The sequence below is a fragment of the Microbacterium sp. OR16 genome (assembly GCF_047306725.1).
Taxonomy (GTDB): Bacteria; Actinomycetota; Actinomycetes; order Actinomycetales; family Microbacteriaceae; genus Microbacterium.
Window position 1 is genome coordinate 1,928,409 of sequence record NZ_JAZEXK010000001.1, and the last position, 19,154, is coordinate 1,947,562.

Here is a 19,154-nt window from a genome sequence, read left to right on the forward strand (position 1 = left end):
CGGGCGCTGTCGCCGAACGTATCACCGCGAGCGGGCCCCGCCGATGCACGACGGGGCCCGGTCCGGCAGTCGGTGTCAGCGCTTGCGCCGCACCGCGATCACGATGGCCGTGACGATGGCGGCGAGCAGAACCACGCCGAGTCCGATCAGCAGCGGCCACGGCATCGAGTCATCGGACTGCTGCGCCGGCTGCGCCGCGTCGGAGGGCGGGTCGGTCGGCTCTGCCGCGGCCGTCTCGCTCGGGGTCGCGCTCGGCTCGGCGGATGCCTCGGGGAGGGTGAGCGAGAACCCGTACTCCCCCGACGTCGGGTGCCCGTCGCTGGAGACGACCTGCCAGGTCACCGTGTAGGCGCCGCCCGGCATCCCCTCGGCCAGCGGAACCGTGACGGTGTCGGCGGCGACCACGGGGGGCCCTGCGACCCAGTCCTCACCGGATTCGTCGATGACGGTCATGGCGGTGCCGCTGTTCTCGTCGAGCGACAGCAGCGTGTTCGAGAAGGTGAGGACGACCTCGGCCGGCGCGGCGGTCAGCTGCGAGTCGGCTGCCGGTGTGCTCGAGACGATGGTGTCGTGAGCCGACGCCGGCGCGGCGACGGCGAGTGCGGCGACCGTCGCCACGGCGACGGCTGCGATGGTGGTGCGGATGCGGAACATGGGAGACCTCTTTCTGGATGCCGCGAAGCGGCGAGTCATCGGGACGGGCGCGCCGCGCCCACGCGGCCCTGGGGGGGCCGCACTGGATCAGATGACGGGAAGAGGCGGGCCGCGACGGCGAAGGGTCGACAGGCGCGGCTCGGTGCGACGCGGGGCCGAGAGCACTGCCCAGCGTGGCCGGGCCGGGGCGCCGGGAGGCAACGGCGCGGCGGCGACGATGCGCGTCAGCCACCGCGTGACGGAGGAGGCAACCGCCGCGAGCGCCTGGAGCAGGCGTTCACCGCGGTGCAGGGCGACCACGGTGATCAGAGCGGCGATGCCGTGTGCGAGCCACATGCCGGCGTCTTCGTGAACGACCGCGCTGCTCCCGGCGGGGAGCATCAGCGGACCGTGCACGTGCGGCGCGATGCCCCCGCGCGGTGCGATCGCCCCGAGCACGAACAGGGCGTGGAACAGCGCCTGAGACACCACCACCGAGAACGTCAGCCGGATGGCCGACAGCCGGATGCCGCTCAGCAGCGTGCACACCATGAACGACAGCAGCCACGGTACGCCGATGCCGAGCATCCCCGGCATCTGACCGCCGACCCAGACGTGGGAGACGAGGGCGACGAAGGTCGAGATCGACGCGCCCGCGAAGCCGCGGAGGAGCCGAGATCTACCAGACGTGCGCACCCGTCGATCCTTTCACGGAATGGGTGGCACGTCGGCGTCGATGATGCCGCGGGGCCGGCGCTGCCGCCCTGCCCACACCGCACCGGCGCTGGCGAGCAGGTCGCCTCGGACGGTGGCGCGGCTCACTCCGCGGCGGGCGGCGCGCAGATCGCAGCATCCGCGATGCTCTGCGCGTACTGCTCAGCCGTGAAGGGCAGCCCGAACTCCGGCGCGGTCTGCCCCTCGGCCGCGGGGGCCTTCGAGGCGATCGCCGCGAGCTGCCAGGCGAGGTACGCCGCCATCGATCCGCCGGCGGACGAGCCGTTGAGTGTGACCGCCACGGTGAACCCCGTGGCCGGGTCGGAGTACGCCGCCGTCGCGTAGCCGGGCACCCAGCCGTGCTGTCCGACCATCGACCCCACGAGGTAGCCGCCGCCCGTCGCCTGGTACCAGGTGGGCGCATCGGCGCTGACCGGAAGGGGAGCGCCGAAGCGCGCCGGTTCTGCGTTCTTCGGCCGCAGCGCCTGACGTGCCTCGGCCTGTGCGTAGCGTCCGAGATCGGTGATGGTCGACACCACGCCCGAGTCGGTGAAGCCGATGCTCGACGAGCTCTTGGTGATGTCGACGGGCGCGGCGCAGTCGTAGCCGCCGCCTTCGGCTGCGGGCAGGAAGGTGCCCTTGAGCGCGGGCGAGGGGGTGGGCTCGGCCGACTCGCGCGACGGAAGCGAGGTGGAGGCGAGATCGAGGGGCGTGGTGACGTACTTCGCGATCAGCTCTGCCGCGCTGCGTCCGGAGATGCGCTCCAGAGCCATGCCCAGCATGAGGTATCCGGCATCGGACTCGCGGTACTCGGTGTGCGCCGGAGTGCGTCCGGTGCCCAGCCCGAAGCTCGCCAGCTGCATGGGCGCCCATTCCCGACCCGGGGTGTTCAGCCAGTAGGGCTTCACCACGGCTTCGGACGATCCGACGCCGCTGGTGCCGTTACAGAGGTCGAGCAGCGTGATGTCGGCGAGGTCGGCGACACCCGAGACGTACTTGGGCACCGGGGCGTCGAGCTCGACCTCGCCGGCGTCGGCCATGCCGTAGAGCACGTCGCAGGTCATCAGCCGCGTCACGTCGGCGACTCGGAACGACATGTCGGCGGTCACCTCGGCGCCCTCCGGGCCCTGCGTGCCCAGGCCGGCGACCCACTGGCCGCTCCATGGCACCCAGACTCCGACGATCGCGCCAGACGAACCGCTCGCGGCGATCGCCTGCTCGACGGCGGCCTGCAGCTGTCCGGTCATGTCTTCGGGCAGTGTCGCGTCGACCTGCGCGGGGGGCGTGTAGCTGAACTCGGAATCCGACCCGGTGCAGCCGGTCAGTGCGAGGGCCAGGGCGAGCGCGCCGCCCACGGCAGCGCGCACGCGGCGCGACGAACGAAGATGCATAGGACACTCCCGGGGATGGACTCTCCGAGTCTAGGGCGACGAGACTGAAAGGCCGCCCGTCACGGCATCCGGATGCCCTTTTCGGTCTTCGGGTTCGTCTCGGCGCTTCCGGCTCTCTCGGCCTGACGGGCCTCCCACGATTCGCGCATGAACCGGCGCACGTCCTCGTCGACGCGGATGTCGCTCGGCCGCAGCGGCCGCGAGAGGTAGAGCCCCTCGAGCGAGGTGAGTCGGGAGAGTGCGACGTACGTCTGCCCCGGCGCGAAGGCGCCCGAACCGAGATCGACGACCGCGCGGTCATACGTCTTGCCCTGGGACTTGTGGATGGTGACCGCCCAGGCCAGGCGCAGCGGGAACTGCGTGAACTCCGCGGCGACCTCGCGGGTCAGGGTCTTGGTGCCCGGGTTGTAGGCGTAGCGGAATCTCTCCCACACCGCCGGCTCGACATCGAATTCGTCGCCGTCCACCTCGACCCGCACGGTGCCGCCGAGGATGCGCGTCACCGTGCCGATCGACCCGTTCACCCACCGTGGCGGCTCGCCCTGCATCGAGACGTCGTTGCGCAGGAACATCACCTGTGCGCCCACCTTCAGCTTCAGCTCGGCGTCAGCGGGATAGTTCGCCTCGCCGCGCCCGAAGTCGCCCGAGACCTCGGCGTGCGCGGTCTGCTCGCGGCCGGGGAGCGCCGCGAGATGACGCCGGTTGATGCTGTTCACGATGTCGTTGCGCGTCGCGAGCGTGATGATGGGCACTTCGCCCGGCTCGGGCTCGGGCGGGGTTCGCGCGCCCTTCTCGTTGAGCACGCCGGCGATGTCGGCGGTGACGCGTCCGTAGCGCACGGCGTTCAGCATCGCCTTGAAGCCGTCGTCGGACTGACGGTGGATGTGCACCAGCTCGTGCACGTGCAGCTTCGCGCCATAGGTGCCGATGTCGAGCATGCCGCCGCCGTCGTCCCGTCCGCCGGTCCACACCTTCGCGTCGAAGAACCAGAACGAGCGGTAGTGATCCTGGATGTAGCGCAGCTCGTCGCCGCGGGGCGGCACCGGCGCGAGCTGGTAGGGATCGCCGAACATGACGATCTGCACTCCTCCGAACGGGATGCCGCGCTTGCCGCGCGCCTGCCGCAGAGACCGGTCGATGGCATCCATCAGGTCGGCATTGACCATCGAGATTTCATCGATGACGAGTGTCTCGATGGCATTGAGCAGGCGCCGGGTCGCGTCGGACTGCTCGATCTCGCTCTCGGCGATGAGTCCGATCGGCAGGCGGAACAGCGAGTGGATCGTCTGCCCCTCGACATTCAGTGCCGCGACTCCGGTCGGCGCGCAGATCGCGATCTGCTTCTTGGTGTTCCACGCGAAGTGCTGCAGCAGCGTCGACTTGCCCGTGCCCGCGCGGCCCGTCACGAAGACGTGCTCGTCGGTGTCCTCGATGAGTCGGAACAGCGCGTGCTGTTCTTCGGAGAGGGCGACGGACACGCCCCCTATGTTAAGTGCACCACGGCTTCGTACGGCATCGTCCCAGGGCCGACTGCCTAGACTTGCGCCATGATGCAGGGGCGGGTGTCACCGGGGCGAGCGCGCCCGCGCGCGCGTTCCCGCCTGCGATCCGATCTCACCCTGCTCGCCGTCATCGGCGTGCTGCTGTTCGCCGCGATCGCGGCCGGCGGCATGTCGCTGTACCAGTCGTTCTACAGCCCCTCCGCCTTCGTGCAGCGGTACATGGATCTGCTCTCGAGCGGGCGCGCCGTCGAGGCGCTGCGGGTGCCCGGCGTCTCGCTCGACCTCGCTGTGCTGCAGGAGGCCGACATCGACCCATCCGCCTCCGAGGCTCTGCTGCGCCGAGCGGCTCTCGCCCCGCTCACCGACGTGACGGTCACCGAGAAGGGCTCGAAGGACGGCGTGCACGAGATCGTCGTCGACTACCGTGCCGGCGGGGTCAGCGGCACCTCGGCTTTCACCGTCGCGCAGGACGGCTGGGTCGGCGTCACCCCGAACTGGCGATTCACCACCAGCCCGCTGGCCGAGATCGAGCTCACCGTGCGCGGAGCCGATGTCTTCGCCGTCAACGGCTTCGCGATCGACCGGCGGCAGGTCTCGGTGGACGGCGCCGAGGCCGCTCCCCTCGACCCGCTCCACCTGCTCGTGTTCACGCCGGGCAGGTACTCGGTGACCGTCGACACGGCGATCTCGTCTACGCCGGGTGTGAGCGTGCTCGCCGACAAGGCGCTGGCCCGCACGCCCATCGACGTCCAGGCTCAGCCGACCGAGAAGTTCGTCGAGGTGGTGCAGCAGCAGGTCGAGCAGTTCCTCACCGAATGCGCCACGCAGGAGGTGCTGCAGCCCACCCGGTGCCCGTTCGGTCTGCAGCTGCACAACCGGCTGGCGCCGGACACCGTGCCGAAGTGGTCGATCACCACGCAGCCCGTGGTCAGCCTCGTGCCCGACGGCGGCGCCTGGGCTCTGCCGCCCACCGACGCGATGGCGCACATCGAGGTGAAGATCCAGTCGCTGTTCGACGGCACCGTGCGCAAGGTGTCGCAGGATGTTCCCTTCCAGGTCAACGGCACCGCGACGGTGCTGCCCGACGGATCGGTGTCGATCCGGGTCGGGTCGCCGAACGGCGGTCAGCCGACGCTCGAGGACTGATCGCTCAGCGCACGCTGTCGCGCTCGGCCATGCGCGCGAGCCGCGCGTTGTACTCCTCCAGCTCGGCGTCCCCGGTGCGGTCGGCGTGCCGGTCACGGCGACGCTGCAGCCTGACATCAGATCTCGACCACTGGATCGCGACCGTCACCGCCAGGATCAGCGTGGGGATCTCACCGACCGACCACGCGATGCCACCGCCGATGTACTGATCCTCCATCGGCGTCGGCCCCCAGGTGCGACCCATCGCTCCGAACCACTCGGCGACGAACAGTCCCGACTGCATCATGATCGCCATGCCGAAGAACGCGTGCGTCGCCATCACCGCGATCAGGGTGATGAGCCGGCCCGCGTACGGCAGCCGGTACGGGATCGGATCCACACCGATCAGGGTCATCGCGAAGAGGTAGCCCGAGATGAGGAAGTGGATGATCATCCACTCGTGACCGAGGTGGTCGTACATCGCCCAGCGCACGAGGTCGGTGAAGTAGAACGCCCACAGCGACACGGCGAAGATCCCGGCGGCGACGAAGGGATGCGTGATGAACCGCGAGTACGGCGAATGCACCGCCCAGAGGATCCACTCCCGACCGCCGCGGGTGCCGTCGTCGCGCTTGTGGATGCTGCGCAGCGCCAGTGTGATCGGGGCGCCAGCGACGAGCAGCACCGGGATCGCCATGCTGAGCAGCATGTGCCCCGCCATGTGCACGCTGAACAGGTAGTCCTGGTACGCGTTGATCGGACCGCTCGTCACCCACAGCAGCAGCGCCAGGCCGAGCATCCAGAAGATCGTGCGGTGCACCGGCCAGGCATCCCCCCGGCGGCGCAGCCGGACGATCCCGACGATGTAGAGGAAGACTCCGAAGCCGACGGCGGCGATCCACAGCACGTCGAGGTCGAACGAGGTGAACCAGCGATCGAGGGTCAGCTCGGGCGGCAGCGGCTCCCGGGTGAGCCGCTGCGCCGGCGTCTGCACTGCCGGGGCCTGCTCGCCGAGCGGCGGAGGCGTGCGGGCGAGGGCGGCGGCGGCACCTGAGGCGATGCCCATCAGCGCGAGCTCGCCGAGGATCAGCGACCAGAATGCGCGCTTCTGGCGCGTGCCGGCGAGATTCGGGATGAGCCGGCGGCGGTACCAGGCGCCGAACAGGCCGAGGCCGACGAGGGCGACCGCCTTGGCGATGACGATCAGGCCGTACGGCGAGAGCAGCTCGCTCCACTCCCCCAGCGCGACGACCGTGCGCGCGACGCCCGAGAACGCCACGACAGCGAACGCCGCGAGCGCGAGAGACGAGTAGCGCGCGACGAGCACGGGGAGGTCGATCCGGGCATCCGTCTTCGGCGTCTTCGACTGAGGGGCACTGTCGACCTGCCGGAGGATCACGAGCAGCAGCAGACCGCCCACCCACACCGCCGCGCCGATCGTGTGCAGCAGGATCGCGTTCACGGCGACGGTGTGACCGGCGACGTCACCCGAGTGACCCTGCGTGGCCATGGGCAGGAACGATGCGGCGGCGAGCACCGCCGTGAGCATCGTGCCGGTCCAGCTGCGCCATCCGAACAGCAGCAGGGTGATCACGGCGCCCATCAGCGTGGTGATCAGCCAGGCCTGCCCGAGGGGCAGCTCGAGCAGATAGCGGCCGAACTGCTCACCGAAGCCGCGATCGGCGGTGAGCTTCGGGTTGAAGGCCGCCATGAACGTGAGGAAGGCGGTGATCCCCGACCCGATCGTGAAGACGGCAGCTCCCACGGATGCCGTGTCGATCGCGAGCTCGAACGGGCGGGTGCCCGCGCGCAGGCCGAACAGCGCGAGCACGAGTGAGCCCAGCATCGCTGCGGCGCCGAGGTTGGCGACGAGCTTCACGGCCGGCAGGCCCCACATGACGATGGGCCCCGGATCGAGCAGCTTGGGGGGCACCGCGCCGCCGCCGACGAGCAGGGCGGCGATGAGGCCGGCGGCCCCGCTGACGACGAGGATCGCCAGGCCAGCGAGACGGTACGGGTTCACCCTTCCAGCCTACGGCCGATACGACGGAAGGCCGCCCCCGGAGGGACGGCCTTCACGTACGGCGAGCGGTCTTACTTGACGGCTGCCTTCAGCTTGGAGCCAGCGGTGACCTTGACGCGCTTGCCGGCCGGGATCTTGATCTCGGCGCCGGTCTGCGGGTTGCGGCCGGTGCGAGCGGCGGTGTCGACCTGCTCGAACGCGATCCAGCCCGGGATCGAGACCTTGCTGCCCTTGGCAACGGCGTCCGAGACGGTGGTGAACAGCGAGTCGAGCACGCGCGAGACGGTGGCCTGGCTCTCGCCGGTGGCGGAAGCGATGCTCGCGACGAGCTCGGTCTTGGTGATGGACTTGTCAGCCATGTCACTCCTCCAGCGACGAAGGTCCGTCGCATCGTGTTGATTTCGAGGGAGAGACCCCCGTCGGTCGTTCGACCGCCTCGAATGTACCAACCAGCGCACGGCATTCCGCGTCATTTCGCGGGTTTTGGCGCGATTTCCCGGCGATTTCGGTCACTTTGGTCACTTCAGTCACAGATCCGGCCCTGCGGCGGCGTCTCGGGCGGACTCGAAATGCACGTGATGCGCGCGGGGCGGGGATGCGAAAGGGGCGAGGATCCGAAGATCCTCGCCCCTCACAACCCTTCGACGAGCTCAGGGGATGCTTACCAGCTCGACTTGGTGATGCCGGGCAGCTCGCCGCGGTGAGCCATGTCACGGAAGCGGACACGCGAGATGCCGAACTTCGTGAGCACGCCACGGGGGCGGCCGTCGATGGCGTCGCGCGAGCGGACGCGGATCGGCGACGCGTTGCGCGGCAGCTTCTGCAGGCCGACGCGTGCGGCCTCGCGGGCCTCGTCGGTGGCGTTCGGGTCGACCAGGGTCTTCTTCAGCTCGGCGCGACGCTCGGCGTAGCGCTCGACGATGACCTTGCGCTGCTCGTTGCGAGCGATCTTGCTCTTCTTCGCCATGATTAACGCTCCTCGCGGAATTCGACGTGCTTGCGAACGACCGGGTCGTACTTCTTCAGCACGAGGCGGTCCGGGGTGTTGCGGCGGTTCTTCTTGGTCACGTAGGTGTAACCGGTGCCCGCCGTCGAGCGCAGCTTGATGATCGGACGGATGTCCTGAGCCTTCTTGGCCATTAGAGCTTCACACCCTTCGCCTTGAGGCCCGCGACGACCTTCTCGATACCGCGAGCGTCGATCACCTTGATGCCCTTGGCGGACACGTTCAGGGTGACCTTACGACCGAGCGACGGCACGTAGTAGGTCTTCTTCTGCACGTTCGGGTCGAAGCGACGCTTCGTCCGGCGGTGCGAGTGCGAGATGTTGTGACCGAAGCCGGGAACAGCACCGGTCACCTGGCACACTGCTGCCATGTTGTGACTCCTTCATTACCGTGAGGCCGGACGGCCTCACCCAAGATCCCTTGTCTGCATCCCACCCGCAGGCACGGCTCCGGCCCCATGACAGGGCTCGAGACCGAGAAGAGGGAAACGGGATACGAACTGCGCACAGGAGTGTGCACAGACAAGGAGTCAGTCTAGCACGGCCGAGGCGCCGAGCCGTTCCGCGCCGCGATCTCCGAAGTGAGGTAGTGCGCAGACTCTCGTATCGTGGTACTCTACCCGCGTAGATCACTGGGGAACCGAGGGGTCTCGGAACCGTTCTGAGGGGCACGGTTCCGAGGCCCCTTCCCTTTGTTGACACCCGTTGACGACGGATGGAAGACTGCGGCACATGGCGTTCAGCATGGGGCTCGTCGGCGCGGGCCAGTTCGCAGGTCAGTTCGCCACCCTCTTCCACCACCATCCCGGGATCTCGGCCGTCCACGTCACAGACGTCGTGCCGGCCCGTGCGAGCGAGCTGGTGGCATCCGCCGGCCTCGCCGGCACCTTCGAGACCTTCGAGGACATGATCGCGTCGCCCGCGATCGACTCGATCGCGATCTTCACGCAGCGGTGGATGCACGGACCGCTCGTCGTCCAGGCGCTGCGCGCCGGCAAGCACGTCTACTCGGCCGTGCCCATGGCTATCACCGTCGACGAGATCGGCGCGATCATCGATGCCGTCCGCGAGACGGGCCTCACCTACATGATGGGCGAGACGAGCTTCTACAACCCGGCCACGGTCTACGCCAGGCAGAAGCTCGCCTCCGGCGAATTCGGGCAGCTCTTCTACGGCGAGGGCGACTACATCCACGACATGGATCTGGGCTTCTACGAGGCGTACCAGTACTCCGGCGGCGAGGGCTGGAAGAGCACGGCGAGCTATCCGCCTCTGCTGTACCCGACGCATTCGATCGGGGGCGTGCTGGGCGCGTGGCCCACCCACGCCGTCGCGGTCTCGGCGATCGGGGTGACCGACCGGCGCGGTGACGGGGTCTTCGAGCGCGAGGTAAGTCAGTTCGACAACGACTTCTCCAACGCCACCGCCCTGTTCGAGGTCGCAGGCGGCGGCTCGATGCGGATCAACGAGTTCCGCCGCGTAGGCTACCCCACGCATCTGCGCGAATCGCGCTTCCGCTGGTTCGGCACCGAGGGGTCGTTCGAGCAGCTCGCCCGCACGACGGTGTGGCAGACCCGCCAGGGCATCGAAGACATCTCGCATCTCATCGACACCGACGCCTCGGCATCCATCGACGACCCCGCGCTGTCGGGCATCGCGCCGGCGCTGCGCGACGCCTTCGTCTCGGGGTACGCGGCCATCCACGAGCAGGAGCGCGCCCGCATCCCCGCTGAGCTGCAGAAGCTGCCCAACGGTCACGAGGGCAGCCACCACTTCCTCGTCGACGACTTCGTGCGCGCGGTGACCCATCAGACGCTGCCTCCGGTGAACGCGTGGCAGGCGGCGCGCTTCACGCTTCCGGGCGTGATGGCGCACGAGTCCGCGCGTCGGGGCGGCGAGCGGCTTATGATTCCCGATATGGGACAGCCGAATGCACGCTGACCGCCGACCGCGGTCTGTGACCCGGGCCGACGTCGCCCGTTATGCCGGCGTCAGCACGGCCGTCGTCAGCTACGTGCTCAACGACGGGCCGAAGGCCGTGGCGCCCCTCACCCGGGAACGGGTGCTCGATGCGGTGCGGGTGCTGGGCTATCGGCCCAATGCCGCCGCTCGAGCGCTGTCGATGGGCTCGGCTGACATGTTCGGCCTGCTCGTGCACGACAATCGCAGCCCGTTCTTCGCCGAGCTCTGCCATGCCCTCGATCAGGCTAGCGCCGACAACGGGCGATCGCTCCTGATCGTGAACTCCGACCGCGAGCAGGTGCCGACCTCGGAGCAGATCCGCGATCTCGTCTCACGCCAGATCGGCGGCCTGATCATCGCCGACGTGCTGACCGCGCGCGAGCAGTCGCTGGTCGAAGCCCTCGGCATCACCACCGTGGTGATCGGCCAGTTCGGCGAGACGGACGGCCTGCACAGCGTCGGCGTCGACTTCGCCGTCGGCGCGCGCGCCGCGACCGCGCACCTCATCGGACACGGCTACCGCGACATCGCGTTCGTGGGAAGCGCTGCGCGATACGACGAGCGCGAACGAGGCTGGCGCGATGCGCTGAGCGCCGCCGGCCTGCCGCTCGGGCCACTCGTGCACGTGCCGTTCACCCACCAGGGCGGCTACGACGCGGCGATTCAGCTGATCAGGGCCCCTCACCGGCCACGGGCGGTGCTCGCGGCATCCGACCAGATCGCGATCGGCATGCTCGCCGCCTTCGGCCAGCACGGCGTGCGAGTGCCGCACGACATCGCCATCGCGTCGTTCGACGGCACGGTCGCCGCCGACTTCGTGTGGCCGCGCCTCACGACCGCGGTGCAGCCGCTGGAGGAGATGGCGCATGCGGCGGTGAACATTCTGCTCAAGCCGGGAGACCAGCGCCGCCACCACGAGTTCACCACCGAGCTGCGGGTGCGCGAGTCGTGCGGGTGCACCGCCGCCTGACCAGACCCGCCATCCTGCGCAGACGTCAGCCGTGACCGCCGCGCTCGCGTGACGACCCGGCGTTCAGCCCTGCTCGGCGGCTTCCCGAGCGCCGCGCCCCCAGCGGAACGGCGACACGGTCGGGTCGCCGGTGATCCAGAACCGCCAGGGGAACGCCATGGTCCCGGCGAGACCGGCGACACCCACGCGTGGCCCGGCCGAGACATCCCCCACCGGCTCACCCCAGCTCAGCTGCGCGATCGCTCCGTTCTGCTCCTCGCCCGTGACGAAGTCGATCCCGTCGTGCAGCGCGTGCCGCAGGCCGAGCGCCTGCCCGAGCCGCCCCGGTCCGCGCGCGAGGTCGCGCAGCGCGATGCGCGAGAGCGGCGGCGAGACCCCGCGACGGTGCGCCGCGGCATCCGCTCCGTCGACCACCTCGCCGGCGCGAAGCAGCACTCCCCCCGCCGTTCCCTCCGGCCCGCAGACGACGTTGATGCACGAGTGGATGCCGTGGCTCAGATACACGTAGAGGTGCCCCGGCCGGCCCCACATCGTGGCGTTGCGTGCGGTCGGCCCCATGCGCGCGTGCGAGCCGGGGTCGGGCACGTCTCCGGTGCCGCGTCCGTGGTACGCCTCGACCTCGGTGATGCGCAGAGCTGTCTCGACGCCGTCGACGACCGTGCGCAGCTGGGCTCCGAGCAGGCGCGGAGCGACCTCGACCGGCAGTCCGAGCAGATCTCGACGGTCGATCGTCATGGCAGCGGGGCTGTGCGGCACCAGGAGATGTCGAAGCCACTCAGGGTCGGCAGCTCGCGATCGCCGACAAGATCGATCAGGCTGGTGTGCAGGGTCACAGGAAGCGGCAGCAGCAGGTCGTCGTACTCGTTGGTGGCGAGGTCGGGGGCGATCGTGACGGCGGCGTACTGGCCGCTGGGCGAGACGCAGGTCTGCAGGATCGAGTCCTCGCCGCTCACCTCGGCGATCATGGTCGCGGCGCCCTGGTCATCGACCCGCACGACCGCCTGGCCGGTCGGCATGCCGAGCTCGTCGCGCTGCACCACGTGACGCAGGGTTCCGCCGGGGAACGCCTCGATGCCCACCGCGTCGCCGTAATAGGGATCGGAGGCGGGCAGCGGCTGCTCGGTGCCGTCGGTGAGGTCGAGCACGACGAAGCTGCCGTCGGAGCGCTCGATGAGCGCCGTGTAGGTGCCTCGGTTCACGCCGAGAATGCTCGCCGCAGTGCCCATGGGCTGCGCGCCTGCGTCACCCGTCGGGTCCTCGACGGTCAGCGATCCGTCGAAGTCGATGAACAGCAGCGCTGACGAATCGGGCACGAAGCGCCATTCGGCGACGTTCGCCTCCTTGTCGTCGATCCGCACGATGCGCGGCTCGTCCCCGCCGCTCAGCGACTGGGTCACGAGCACACTGGCGCGACCGGTCGTCTCGGTGAGATCGCGGTCGGAGTAGCTGTAGCCGACCAGGCCGGCGCGGTCGGAGACCTGCACCGATGAGACGTACCCCTCGCCCGGCAGCTCGAGCTCGCGCTGGTCGGAGCCGTCGCGGTTCATCACGAGCAGCCGCGACCCGTCATCCTCCTCGACGGCGACGACCAGCACATCGGTCGTGGCGCGGTAGTCGCTGATGCGCGGATGCTCGAAGACCGGCGCCGCCTTCTCGCCGCTCAGGTCGGAGAGGAAGATCTTGTCGACGCCGTCGGTCGAGCGCTGCAGCAGCATGATGCTCGAGGCAGGCGTGCGGAAGCTCGTCTCGAGGTCGGCTGCGGTGCCCCCGCCGGCGGCGGTGACCCCGGCGACGGAGACCCGGTAGGTCGTGTCGTCGTGCAGCGGGACGGTGAACCGGATGCCGACGCTGCGCCCGCCCGCATCGACCGTGAACGGTACGACGGGCTCGACGGTGACCTGGGCGGGATCGATCTCGTCGAGGCCCTGGTTGGCGGTGAGGATGAGCCGGCTGCCGGATGCCTCGATCGCCTGCGCCGGGTCGACCTGCACCTGACTGAGGCGCGGGCCCTGCACGAGACTGACCACCGCGAGCACGCCGGCGACCAGCGTCAGGACACCGAGGACGGACAGCAGCGTGAGTGTGAACCGGCGGTCGCGGCGTGCCGGGCCCTGGTGCGGTTGCGGTTGCGGGTGCGGGTGCGGTTGCGGTTGCACTTCGGGGGCCGACACGCCAGATGTCGGACGGTTCCCCGCAATCGGTCCGACATCTGGAGTGTCGGCCCCCGTTTCGTCAACGGTGGGAGGGGCGCCGGGTGCCTGAGGGACATCGGATGCGGAGGAGGCTGCGGCGGCGGGTGGGGCGTCGGCGGCGGGTGCGCCGGGATCGGGTGCGGGGGCGGCGGCGGGTGGGGCGTCGGCGGCGGGTGCGCCGGGATCGGATGCGGAGGAGGCTGCGGCGGCGGGTGGGGCGGCGTCGGGTGCGTTGGGGTCGGGTGCAGAGGCGGCGGCGGGTGGGGAGGCGGCGGGTGCGTTGGGGTCGGGGGCGGCGGCGTCGGGGGCGTGGCCGGGCTGCGGCGTGGGGAGCACCGCGGGATCCGGCGCCGCGGCGGATGCCCCGGGCGACGCCGCGTGTTCGTCGCGGGTTTCCGCAGCGCGCAGAGCGCGCAGCTGCGCGCGGGTGAGCGGCTGCTCGCCGGTGCCGCCGTCTTTCGGGCCGTCAGTACTCATACGGGTCCTTCGGCTCGTCGATCCGCTTCACCGTCGCCGACTCGATGCTCAGCTCGCCGTCGGCTCCGGCGCGGACGGTGCCGGTGACCTCGACCCACTGTCCGGTCTCGTAGTCGCCGTCGAGCCCGCCGCCGCTCACGAGGACGGATGCCGGCTGCGCATCGATCACGCAGTGCGAGATCACCATGCGGGTGAGGTTCACGTCGCCGTCCTCGGCGGGGGTGACGAATCCGGTGAGGGTGACCGCCGCACCGTCGTACTTCTCGGGCCGGGTGGAGTTGGCGAACGCGATCGACCAGTCGCCGACCCCGAAGCTCGTGGTGTCGGCGACGCCGAGCGCGACGTCGTCGGCGCCGGCGAACAGCGTGGGCGACTCCCCGGCACGCGACAGCGCGAGCTGCGCCGAGAGCGATGCCGGCGGCAGCACGAGCCCTGCGAGCACGACAGCAGAGGCGATCACCCCGCCGCTCACGGCGGCGACGGTCTGCATCCGGCGTCGACGATCCCCCCGGGCATCCGGCGCAGTGTGCGCGTCGGCATCCGGCGCAGTGTGCGCGTCGGCATCCGACGCAGTGTGCGCGCGGGCATCCGGCGCGGTATGCGCGTGGTCGTGCTCGCCCTCCGCGCCGGGCGGGAGGGTGCATGACCAGACGGCGAAGACGAGCGTGACCACGGCAGCCGCCGCAGCGAACCAGACCGTCTCGGGGCTGATGTACAGGGTGAGGCGGCCGGTCAGTGCCAGCATCAGCGTGACCACCGAGATGACTACGGCGAGGCCCACCCCGAGCCAGCGGGTCGCCACGGCGCGCCAGAGGTCGCGTCGGGCGTTCGCGCTCTCAGCCAAAGACGTTCACCCCGATCCCGATCACGCAGGCCGACAGCACGACCACGCCGACGACGGCGGTCAGTACGCGGGCGGTGAAGGTGGTGCGCAGCAGCGCGAGCATCTTCACATCGACCAGCGGTCCGACGATGAGGAACGCGATGATCGCACCCGACGAGAAGGTCGAGGCGAACGACAGGGCGAAGAAGGCGTCGACGTTCGAGCAGATCGCGACGGTCATCGCGAGCGCGACCATGGCGAGGATCGACAGCACGGGATTCGACCCGATCGCCAGCAGCACGTCTCGCGGCACGAGCACCTGCACGGCCCCGGCGAGAGCGGAGCCGATGACGAGAGCCGGCATCACGGCACGCAGCTCGATGAGGAACTGCACGAGGCTGCGGCGTGCGGGACTGCCCGGTTCGTGCGCCACGTGCGCGCAGGTGTCGACGAATCGCTCGGTGAGCAGCGCCTGCTGATCGCGGCGCAGGCTGAAGATCCACCCGATGAGGTTCGCGATGACGAAGCCGCCGAGCAGACGCGCGACGAGGATCCCGCCGTCCCAGCCGAACGCGGCGTGGGTGGTGAGGATCACGATGGGGTTCACGATCGGAGCGGCGATGAGGAAGGTCATCGCCTCGGCCGGCGCGAGGCCGCGCATCATCAGCCCTCGGGCGAAGGGCACGTTGCCGCACTCGCAGACCGGGATGAACATGCCCAGCAGCGACAGTACGCCCCGCCGCGCCCACGGGTTGCGCGGCAGCCAGCGCTGCACGGCGTCTGACGGCAGCCAGACCTGCACGACGATCGACAGCACGACGCCGAGGATCACCCAGGGCAGCGCCTCGATCAGCACGCTGAGCGCGAGGGTCAGGCCGTCCTGAGCACGGGCGGGCAGCGTCTCGGGGAAGAGCGCGGGTGCGAACAGGTCGATGAGCACCAGCACGGCGACGACACCCGCTCCGATCACGACGGCCCTGCCCGTCGGCACCCGGGAAGGCGGCTGCCGGTGCGCGTGCGGCACCTTTGGCGGGGCCGTGGATGTCACTGCGCCGCCTCGGAGGCGGCATCCTGCCTGTTGGCGCAGCTGGCGCAGAGACCGAAGATGTCGACGACGTGCTCGGCGTCGCGGAACCCGTGCAGGGATGCCGTGCGCTGAGCCCACTGCTCGACATCCTTCGCCTCGATCTCGACCGTCAGACCGCACGATCGGCAGATGAGGTGGTGGTGGTGGCCCTCGGTCGAGCAGGCCCGGTACAGCGCCTCACCCTCGGGGCTCTGCAGCGAGTCCGCCTCACCCGAGGCGGCGAGGCCGGCCAGCGCGCGGTATACCGTGGCGAGACCGATTCCGGTGTTCGCCTGGCGCAGCTCGGCGTGCAGCGACTGCGCGCTCACGAAGCCGCGCGCGTCGGCGAGCGCATCGCGCACGCGTTCGCGCTGCCAGGTGTTCCGCTGAGCCATGCCTCGAGTCTAGGCCGGGAGCCTGTGCGGACGGTCAGCGCGCACAGCACCCGGCGGGGTCTTGCTGCCGGCATCTGGGCTCATCCGCGCGCCTCGCGACGCACCCTAGACCGCACCCGCTGCAGGGTCCAGCATCCGGCGTAGATCAGGAACGAGATGGTGGTGATGTACGGACTCACCGGAAGCGTTCCGGCGAGCGCGAGCAGGATGCCCCCCACTGCGGCCGTGAAGCCGAACAGCGCCGCGAGCAGCGGCACCGCGACGGGTCCGCTCGACAGGCGCATCGCCGCGGCCGCCGGGGTGACCAGCAGCGCCATCACGAGCAGGGCGCCGATGATGTGCACGCTGACCGCGACGATCAGCCCGAGCAGCACCATGAAGATGAGACTGACCGCGCGCACGGGCACGCCGCGGGCGGCGGCCGATTCGGCGTCGAGCGAGTCGAAGCGCAGCGGATTCCACATCAGCAGCAGTCCGATCAGAACGACCGCCGAGATGCCGATAAGCCAGCCGAGGTCGGGGTTCGAGACCGACACGATCTGGCCGGTGAGCAGACCGAAGCGGTTCGCGGTGCGTCCCTCCACGAGCGAGAGGAACAGGATGCCCAGGCCCAGTCCGAACGGCATCAGCACGCCCACGATCGAGTTGCGGTCACGCGCTCTCGCGCCGAGCACGCCGATGAGGACGGCGGCCACCAGCGCCCCGCCCAACGACCCCATGACGACGCTGCCGCCGAACAGCAGGGCGGCGGCGGCGCCGGCGAACGACAGCTCGCTCACCCCGTGCACCGCGAAGGCGAGGTCGCGCTGCATGACGAAGACGCCGATCAGCCCGCCGACCACGCCCAGCACGGCGCCCGCGATCAGCGAGTTCGACAGCAGGGCCAGCAGCTCGCCGTAGTCCTGGAACGAGAAGACGTCTCCCCACTCGAGCAGCGGCCTCATGCGTGCGCTCCCCGGTGCGCGTCGCCGTCTTCGGAGTGCTCGTGCGCGTGCGTGCCCTCGGCATCCGGCGCACCGACGACCACCAGCCGGTCGCCGGCGCGCAGCACGAACACCGCCGTGCCGTACAGATCGGTGAGCACTCGGCTCTGCAGCACCTCGTCGGGAGTGCCGAGCACGAACCTGCCGCCGGCGATGTAGAGGATGCGGTCGACGAGTCCCAGGATCGGGTTGACGTCGTGGGTGACGAACAGCACTCCTGCGCCCTGTCGTCGCTGACGGTCGATGATGCCGGTGATGCCGCGCTGGTTGGCCAGGTCGAGACCCGACAGCGGCTCGTCGCACAGCAGCAGCGCGGGATCGTCGGCGAGAGCCTGGCCGACCCGCAGTCGCTGCTGCTCGCCGCCCGAGAGCAGTCCGACCGGCCGCTCGGCGTAGTGCGCCGCGCCCACTCCCTCGAGCAACGCGTCGACGCGGGCGCGATCGCCGCGGCGCGGGATGGGCAGGCCGAAACGGGTGCCGTTCACGCCGAGCGCGACGAGGTCTCGCGCGCGCATGCTCGTGTCGGGCGGCAGCGGTCGCTGCTGCGGCACGTAGCCGATGCGGCGGTCACCGCGCCGAGCGGGCCGCCCGCCGACCCGGATGCTGCCGGCCGAGAGCGGCTGCAGGCCCAGGATGCTGCGCAGCAGAGTCGTCTTGCCCGATCCGGACGGCCCGAGCACGGCAAGGAACTCCCCCGGCGCGACGTCGAGATCGAGTCCCGACCACAGCTCGCGGCGGGAGCGATGCAGCGCGGCACCGCGGATCTCGAGCACGCTGGATGGAGCGCCGCTCATCCGTCGAGTGCGGCGGCGAGGTCGGAGATCGCAGAGCGCATCCACTCAGCGTACGGCTGGTCGGCGCTGAGCAGCTCATGGAAGGTGATCACGGGGATGCCCGCGCCGCGCGCGGCGTCTTCGATGCGGCTCGTCTCGGTGCCGCCGGTCTGCGCGTTGGCGAGCACCGCGCGCACGCCGCCGTCTTCGACCAGTGACAGCGACTCGAGCAGGATCGCGGGGGCGACCTCGTTGCCCTCTTCCACCGCCGAGGCGAACCCCTCGGGGGCGACGTCGTCGAGACCGGCCGCGGCGGCAAGCGCGCCGGGCAGCGGCTCGGTGATGAACACCGGTGTGCCCTCGAGCTTCGCGTGCAGCTCGTCGAGTTCACCCTCGATCGCCTCGAGTTCGCCGGCCAGCGTCTCGGCGGCGGCCGAGTAATCCGCCTTGCCCGCCGGGTCGAGCTCGGCGAGATCGGCCGCGATCTGCTCGGCGACGTGCGAGACCGTGTGCACGTCGAACCAGACGTGCTCGTTGAAGCCCTCGATGTGCGAGTGGCCCTCGTGCTCGTCGGCGTGGTCGGCGTCGGCGTGGTCGGCGTGTTCGGCGTCGGCGTCGCCGTGGTCGTCGACCGCGGCGTCCGGGTAGTCGTGCGAGAACTCCGCCGCAGTGATCACGACGGCATCCGATCCGTCGATCAGCTCGTCCATGAAAGCGTCGTAGCCGCCGCCGTTCGCGATGACGAGGTCGGCCTTCTGCACGGCGAGGCGATCGCGGGCGGTGGCCTCGTAACCGTGCGGATCCTTCGCGGCCGAGTCGATCAGGCTGGTCACCTCGACGCGGTCTCCGCCGATCTCGGCCGCCAGCTGACCGTAGACGTTGGTCGACGCGACGACCTGCAGCGCGCCGTCATCGCTCGTCTCCGCCGGCGCCGAGCATCCGGTCAGGGCGAGGGCGGAGGCGGCGGACAGGGCGACTGCGAGGGCGAAGCGTGAGGAGTGCATGTGCCCATGCTAATTGCTAATGAGAACCATTCTCAACTTGGCGACGAAGTTCCCACACATGAGACAGGGCGAGACCGACCTGCGGTCGGAGACGTACGCGAATTCACGATTCGCGA

21 protein-coding genes are annotated in these 19,154 nt (G+C 70.1%); 3 read left to right on the plus strand and 18 right to left on the minus strand.

The annotated features are described in order from the left end of the window. Window positions 1–75 precede the first annotated feature (75 nt). From V2S05_RS09405 to V2S05_RS09420, 4 genes are all read right to left on the minus strand, one after another. On the minus strand, window positions 76–654 hold the full coding sequence (locus tag V2S05_RS09405; protein WP_413634894.1) for a copper resistance protein CopC: 579 nt from the start codon (window positions 652–654) through the stop codon (window positions 76–78). Window positions 655–741: 87 nt separating this feature from the next. Then, window positions 742–1,329 (minus strand): hypothetical protein, encoded by a 588-nt coding sequence (locus V2S05_RS09410; protein WP_413634895.1) that lies wholly within the window; start codon window positions 1,327–1,329, stop codon window positions 742–744. Window positions 1,330–1,451: 122 nt separating this feature from the next. Further along, window positions 1,452–2,738, minus strand: a complete 1,287-nt coding sequence (locus V2S05_RS09415) for a serine hydrolase domain-containing protein (protein WP_413634896.1) — start codon at window positions 2,736–2,738, stop codon at window positions 1,452–1,454. Between the two features lie 59 nt (window positions 2,739–2,797). Beyond that, window positions 2,798–4,216 carry an ATP-dependent DNA helicase gene (locus V2S05_RS09420; protein ID WP_271639138.1) on the minus strand — a complete coding sequence of 473 codons (1,419 nt, stop codon included), beginning with the start codon at window positions 4,214–4,216 and terminating at the stop codon, window positions 2,798–2,800. Window positions 4,217–4,285: 69 nt separating this feature from the next. On the opposite strand from V2S05_RS09420, the gene V2S05_RS09425 reads away from it, so the two are divergent. Continuing rightward, complete coding sequence (locus tag V2S05_RS09425; protein ID WP_413634897.1) at window positions 4,286–5,386, plus strand: hypothetical protein; 1,101 nt, start codon at window positions 4,286–4,288, stop codon at window positions 5,384–5,386. A 4-nt stretch (window positions 5,387–5,390) separates the two neighbouring features. On the opposite strand, the gene V2S05_RS09430 is transcribed toward V2S05_RS09425, so the two are convergent. The 6 genes from V2S05_RS09430 to V2S05_RS09455 all read right to left on the minus strand — a co-directional run bounded on the left by V2S05_RS09430 (window position 5,391) and on the right by V2S05_RS09455 (window position 9,139). Next, complete coding sequence (locus V2S05_RS09430) at window positions 5,391–7,388, minus strand: cytochrome c oxidase assembly protein (RefSeq protein ID WP_413634898.1); 1,998 nt, start codon at window positions 7,386–7,388, stop codon at window positions 5,391–5,393. 71 nt (window positions 7,389–7,459) lie between these two features. Further along, on the minus strand, window positions 7,460–7,747 hold the full coding sequence (locus V2S05_RS09435; RefSeq protein WP_071645077.1) for an HU family DNA-binding protein: 288 nt from the start codon (window positions 7,745–7,747) through the stop codon (window positions 7,460–7,462). A 302-nt stretch (window positions 7,748–8,049) separates the two neighbouring features. Next, window positions 8,050–8,355: a 30S ribosomal protein S14 gene (gene rpsN, locus V2S05_RS09440; protein WP_099195867.1), complete on the minus strand. Its 306-nt coding sequence runs from the start codon at window positions 8,353–8,355 to the stop codon at window positions 8,050–8,052. Between the two features lie 2 nt (window positions 8,356–8,357). Next, window positions 8,358–8,528, minus strand: coding sequence for a 50S ribosomal protein L33 (gene rpmG, locus V2S05_RS09445; protein WP_045250846.1), 171 nt, complete (start codon window positions 8,526–8,528; stop codon window positions 8,358–8,360). After that, window positions 8,528–8,764: a 50S ribosomal protein L28 gene (rpmB, locus tag V2S05_RS09450; RefSeq protein ID WP_413634899.1), complete on the minus strand. Its 237-nt coding sequence runs from the start codon at window positions 8,762–8,764 to the stop codon at window positions 8,528–8,530. Before rpmB ends, rpmG begins: the two co-directional genes overlap by 1 nt. A 258-nt stretch (window positions 8,765–9,022) precedes the next feature. Then, window positions 9,023–9,139, minus strand: a complete 117-nt coding sequence (locus V2S05_RS09455) for a hypothetical protein (RefSeq protein WP_413634900.1) — start codon at window positions 9,137–9,139, stop codon at window positions 9,023–9,025. Here V2S05_RS09455 and V2S05_RS09460 point away from each other — a divergent pair. Then, window positions 9,126–10,334: a Gfo/Idh/MocA family protein gene (locus tag V2S05_RS09460; protein ID WP_413634901.1), complete on the plus strand. Its 1,209-nt coding sequence runs from the start codon at window positions 9,126–9,128 to the stop codon at window positions 10,332–10,334. The two genes, V2S05_RS09455 and V2S05_RS09460, sit on opposite strands and share 14 nt — an antisense overlap. A gap of 16 nt (window positions 10,335–10,350) precedes the next feature. After that, entirely contained in the window at window positions 10,351–11,325 is a 975-nt protein-coding gene (locus V2S05_RS09465; RefSeq protein WP_413634902.1) for a LacI family DNA-binding transcriptional regulator, read from the plus strand. Between the two features lie 63 nt (window positions 11,326–11,388). Here the strand turns inward: V2S05_RS09465 and V2S05_RS09470 are convergent, their stop codons facing one another. The 8 genes from V2S05_RS09470 to V2S05_RS09505 form a co-directional block, all read right to left on the minus strand. Beyond that, a complete protein-coding gene (locus V2S05_RS09470) occupies window positions 11,389–12,060 on the minus strand; it encodes a DNA-3-methyladenine glycosylase (protein WP_413634903.1) in 672 nt (223 codons plus the stop codon). After that, window positions 12,057–13,994: a hypothetical protein gene (locus tag V2S05_RS09475; RefSeq protein ID WP_413634904.1), complete on the minus strand. Its 1,938-nt coding sequence runs from the start codon at window positions 13,992–13,994 to the stop codon at window positions 12,057–12,059. The genes V2S05_RS09470 and V2S05_RS09475 overlap by 4 nt, the downstream gene beginning before the upstream one ends. Continuing rightward, window positions 13,984–14,838, minus strand: a complete 855-nt coding sequence (locus V2S05_RS09480) for a TIGR03943 family putative permease subunit (RefSeq protein WP_413634905.1) — start codon at window positions 14,836–14,838, stop codon at window positions 13,984–13,986. The genes V2S05_RS09475 and V2S05_RS09480 overlap by 11 nt, the downstream gene beginning before the upstream one ends. After that, the gene (locus V2S05_RS09485) at window positions 14,831–15,865 is read right to left on the minus strand and encodes a permease (RefSeq protein ID WP_413634906.1); all 1,035 of its coding nucleotides are present in this window, start codon (window positions 15,863–15,865) and stop codon (window positions 14,831–14,833) included. The genes V2S05_RS09480 and V2S05_RS09485 overlap by 8 nt, the downstream gene beginning before the upstream one ends. Then, window positions 15,862–16,278, minus strand: coding sequence for a Fur family transcriptional regulator (locus tag V2S05_RS09490; RefSeq protein WP_413634907.1), 417 nt, complete (start codon window positions 16,276–16,278; stop codon window positions 15,862–15,864). The genes V2S05_RS09485 and V2S05_RS09490 overlap by 4 nt, the downstream gene beginning before the upstream one ends. Window positions 16,279–16,358: 80 nt before the next feature. Then, complete coding sequence (locus tag V2S05_RS09495) at window positions 16,359–17,222, minus strand: metal ABC transporter permease (RefSeq protein WP_413634908.1); 864 nt, start codon at window positions 17,220–17,222, stop codon at window positions 16,359–16,361. Further along, window positions 17,219–18,055, minus strand: coding sequence for a metal ABC transporter ATP-binding protein (locus V2S05_RS09500; RefSeq protein WP_413634909.1), 837 nt, complete (start codon window positions 18,053–18,055; stop codon window positions 17,219–17,221). The genes V2S05_RS09495 and V2S05_RS09500 overlap by 4 nt, the downstream gene beginning before the upstream one ends. Next, a complete protein-coding gene (locus V2S05_RS09505) occupies window positions 18,052–19,038 on the minus strand; it encodes a metal ABC transporter solute-binding protein, Zn/Mn family (RefSeq protein ID WP_413634910.1) in 987 nt (328 codons plus the stop codon). The genes V2S05_RS09500 and V2S05_RS09505 overlap by 4 nt, the downstream gene beginning before the upstream one ends. Window positions 19,039–19,154: the final 116 nt, after the last annotated feature.

What these genes read in the sequence shown, in the direction of transcription:
- rpmB (WP_413634899.1), bottom strand. Translation starts at nt 8,764, where the DNA reads ATGGCAGCAGTGTGCCAGGTGACCGGTGCTGTTCCCGGCTTCGGTCAC.
- V2S05_RS09415 (WP_413634896.1), bottom strand. Translation starts at nt 2,738, where the DNA reads ATGCATCTTCGTTCGTCGCGCCGCGTGCGCGCTGCCGTGGGCGGCGCG.
- V2S05_RS09495 (WP_413634908.1), bottom strand. Translation starts at nt 17,222, where the DNA reads ATGAGGCCGCTGCTCGAGTGGGGAGACGTCTTCTCGTTCCAGGACTAC.
- V2S05_RS09490 (WP_413634907.1), bottom strand. Translation starts at nt 16,278, where the DNA reads ATGGCTCAGCGGAACACCTGGCAGCGCGAACGCGTGCGCGATGCGCTC.
- V2S05_RS09500 (WP_413634909.1), bottom strand. Translation starts at nt 18,055, where the DNA reads ATGAGCGGCGCTCCATCCAGCGTGCTCGAGATCCGCGGTGCCGCGCTG.
- V2S05_RS09405 (WP_413634894.1), bottom strand. Translation starts at nt 654, where the DNA reads ATGTTCCGCATCCGCACCACCATCGCAGCCGTCGCCGTGGCGACGGTC.
- rpsN (WP_099195867.1), bottom strand. Translation starts at nt 8,355, where the DNA reads ATGGCGAAGAAGAGCAAGATCGCTCGCAACGAGCAGCGCAAGGTCATC.
- V2S05_RS09425 (WP_413634897.1), top strand. Translation starts at nt 4,286, where the DNA reads ATGATGCAGGGGCGGGTGTCACCGGGGCGAGCGCGCCCGCGCGCGCGT.
- V2S05_RS09505 (WP_413634910.1), bottom strand. Translation starts at nt 19,038, where the DNA reads ATGCACTCCTCACGCTTCGCCCTCGCAGTCGCCCTGTCCGCCGCCTCC.
- V2S05_RS09475 (WP_413634904.1), bottom strand. Translation starts at nt 13,994, where the DNA reads ATGAGTACTGACGGCCCGAAAGACGGCGGCACCGGCGAGCAGCCGCTC.
- V2S05_RS09435 (WP_071645077.1), bottom strand. Translation starts at nt 7,747, where the DNA reads ATGGCTGACAAGTCCATCACCAAGACCGAGCTCGTCGCGAGCATCGCT.
- rpmG (WP_045250846.1), bottom strand. Translation starts at nt 8,528, where the DNA reads ATGGCCAAGAAGGCTCAGGACATCCGTCCGATCATCAAGCTGCGCTCG.
- V2S05_RS09455 (WP_413634900.1), bottom strand. Translation starts at nt 9,139, where the DNA reads ATGCTGAACGCCATGTGCCGCAGTCTTCCATCCGTCGTCAACGGGTGT.
- V2S05_RS09460 (WP_413634901.1), top strand. Translation starts at nt 9,126, where the DNA reads ATGGCGTTCAGCATGGGGCTCGTCGGCGCGGGCCAGTTCGCAGGTCAG.
- V2S05_RS09470 (WP_413634903.1), bottom strand. Translation starts at nt 12,060, where the DNA reads ATGACGATCGACCGTCGAGATCTGCTCGGACTGCCGGTCGAGGTCGCT.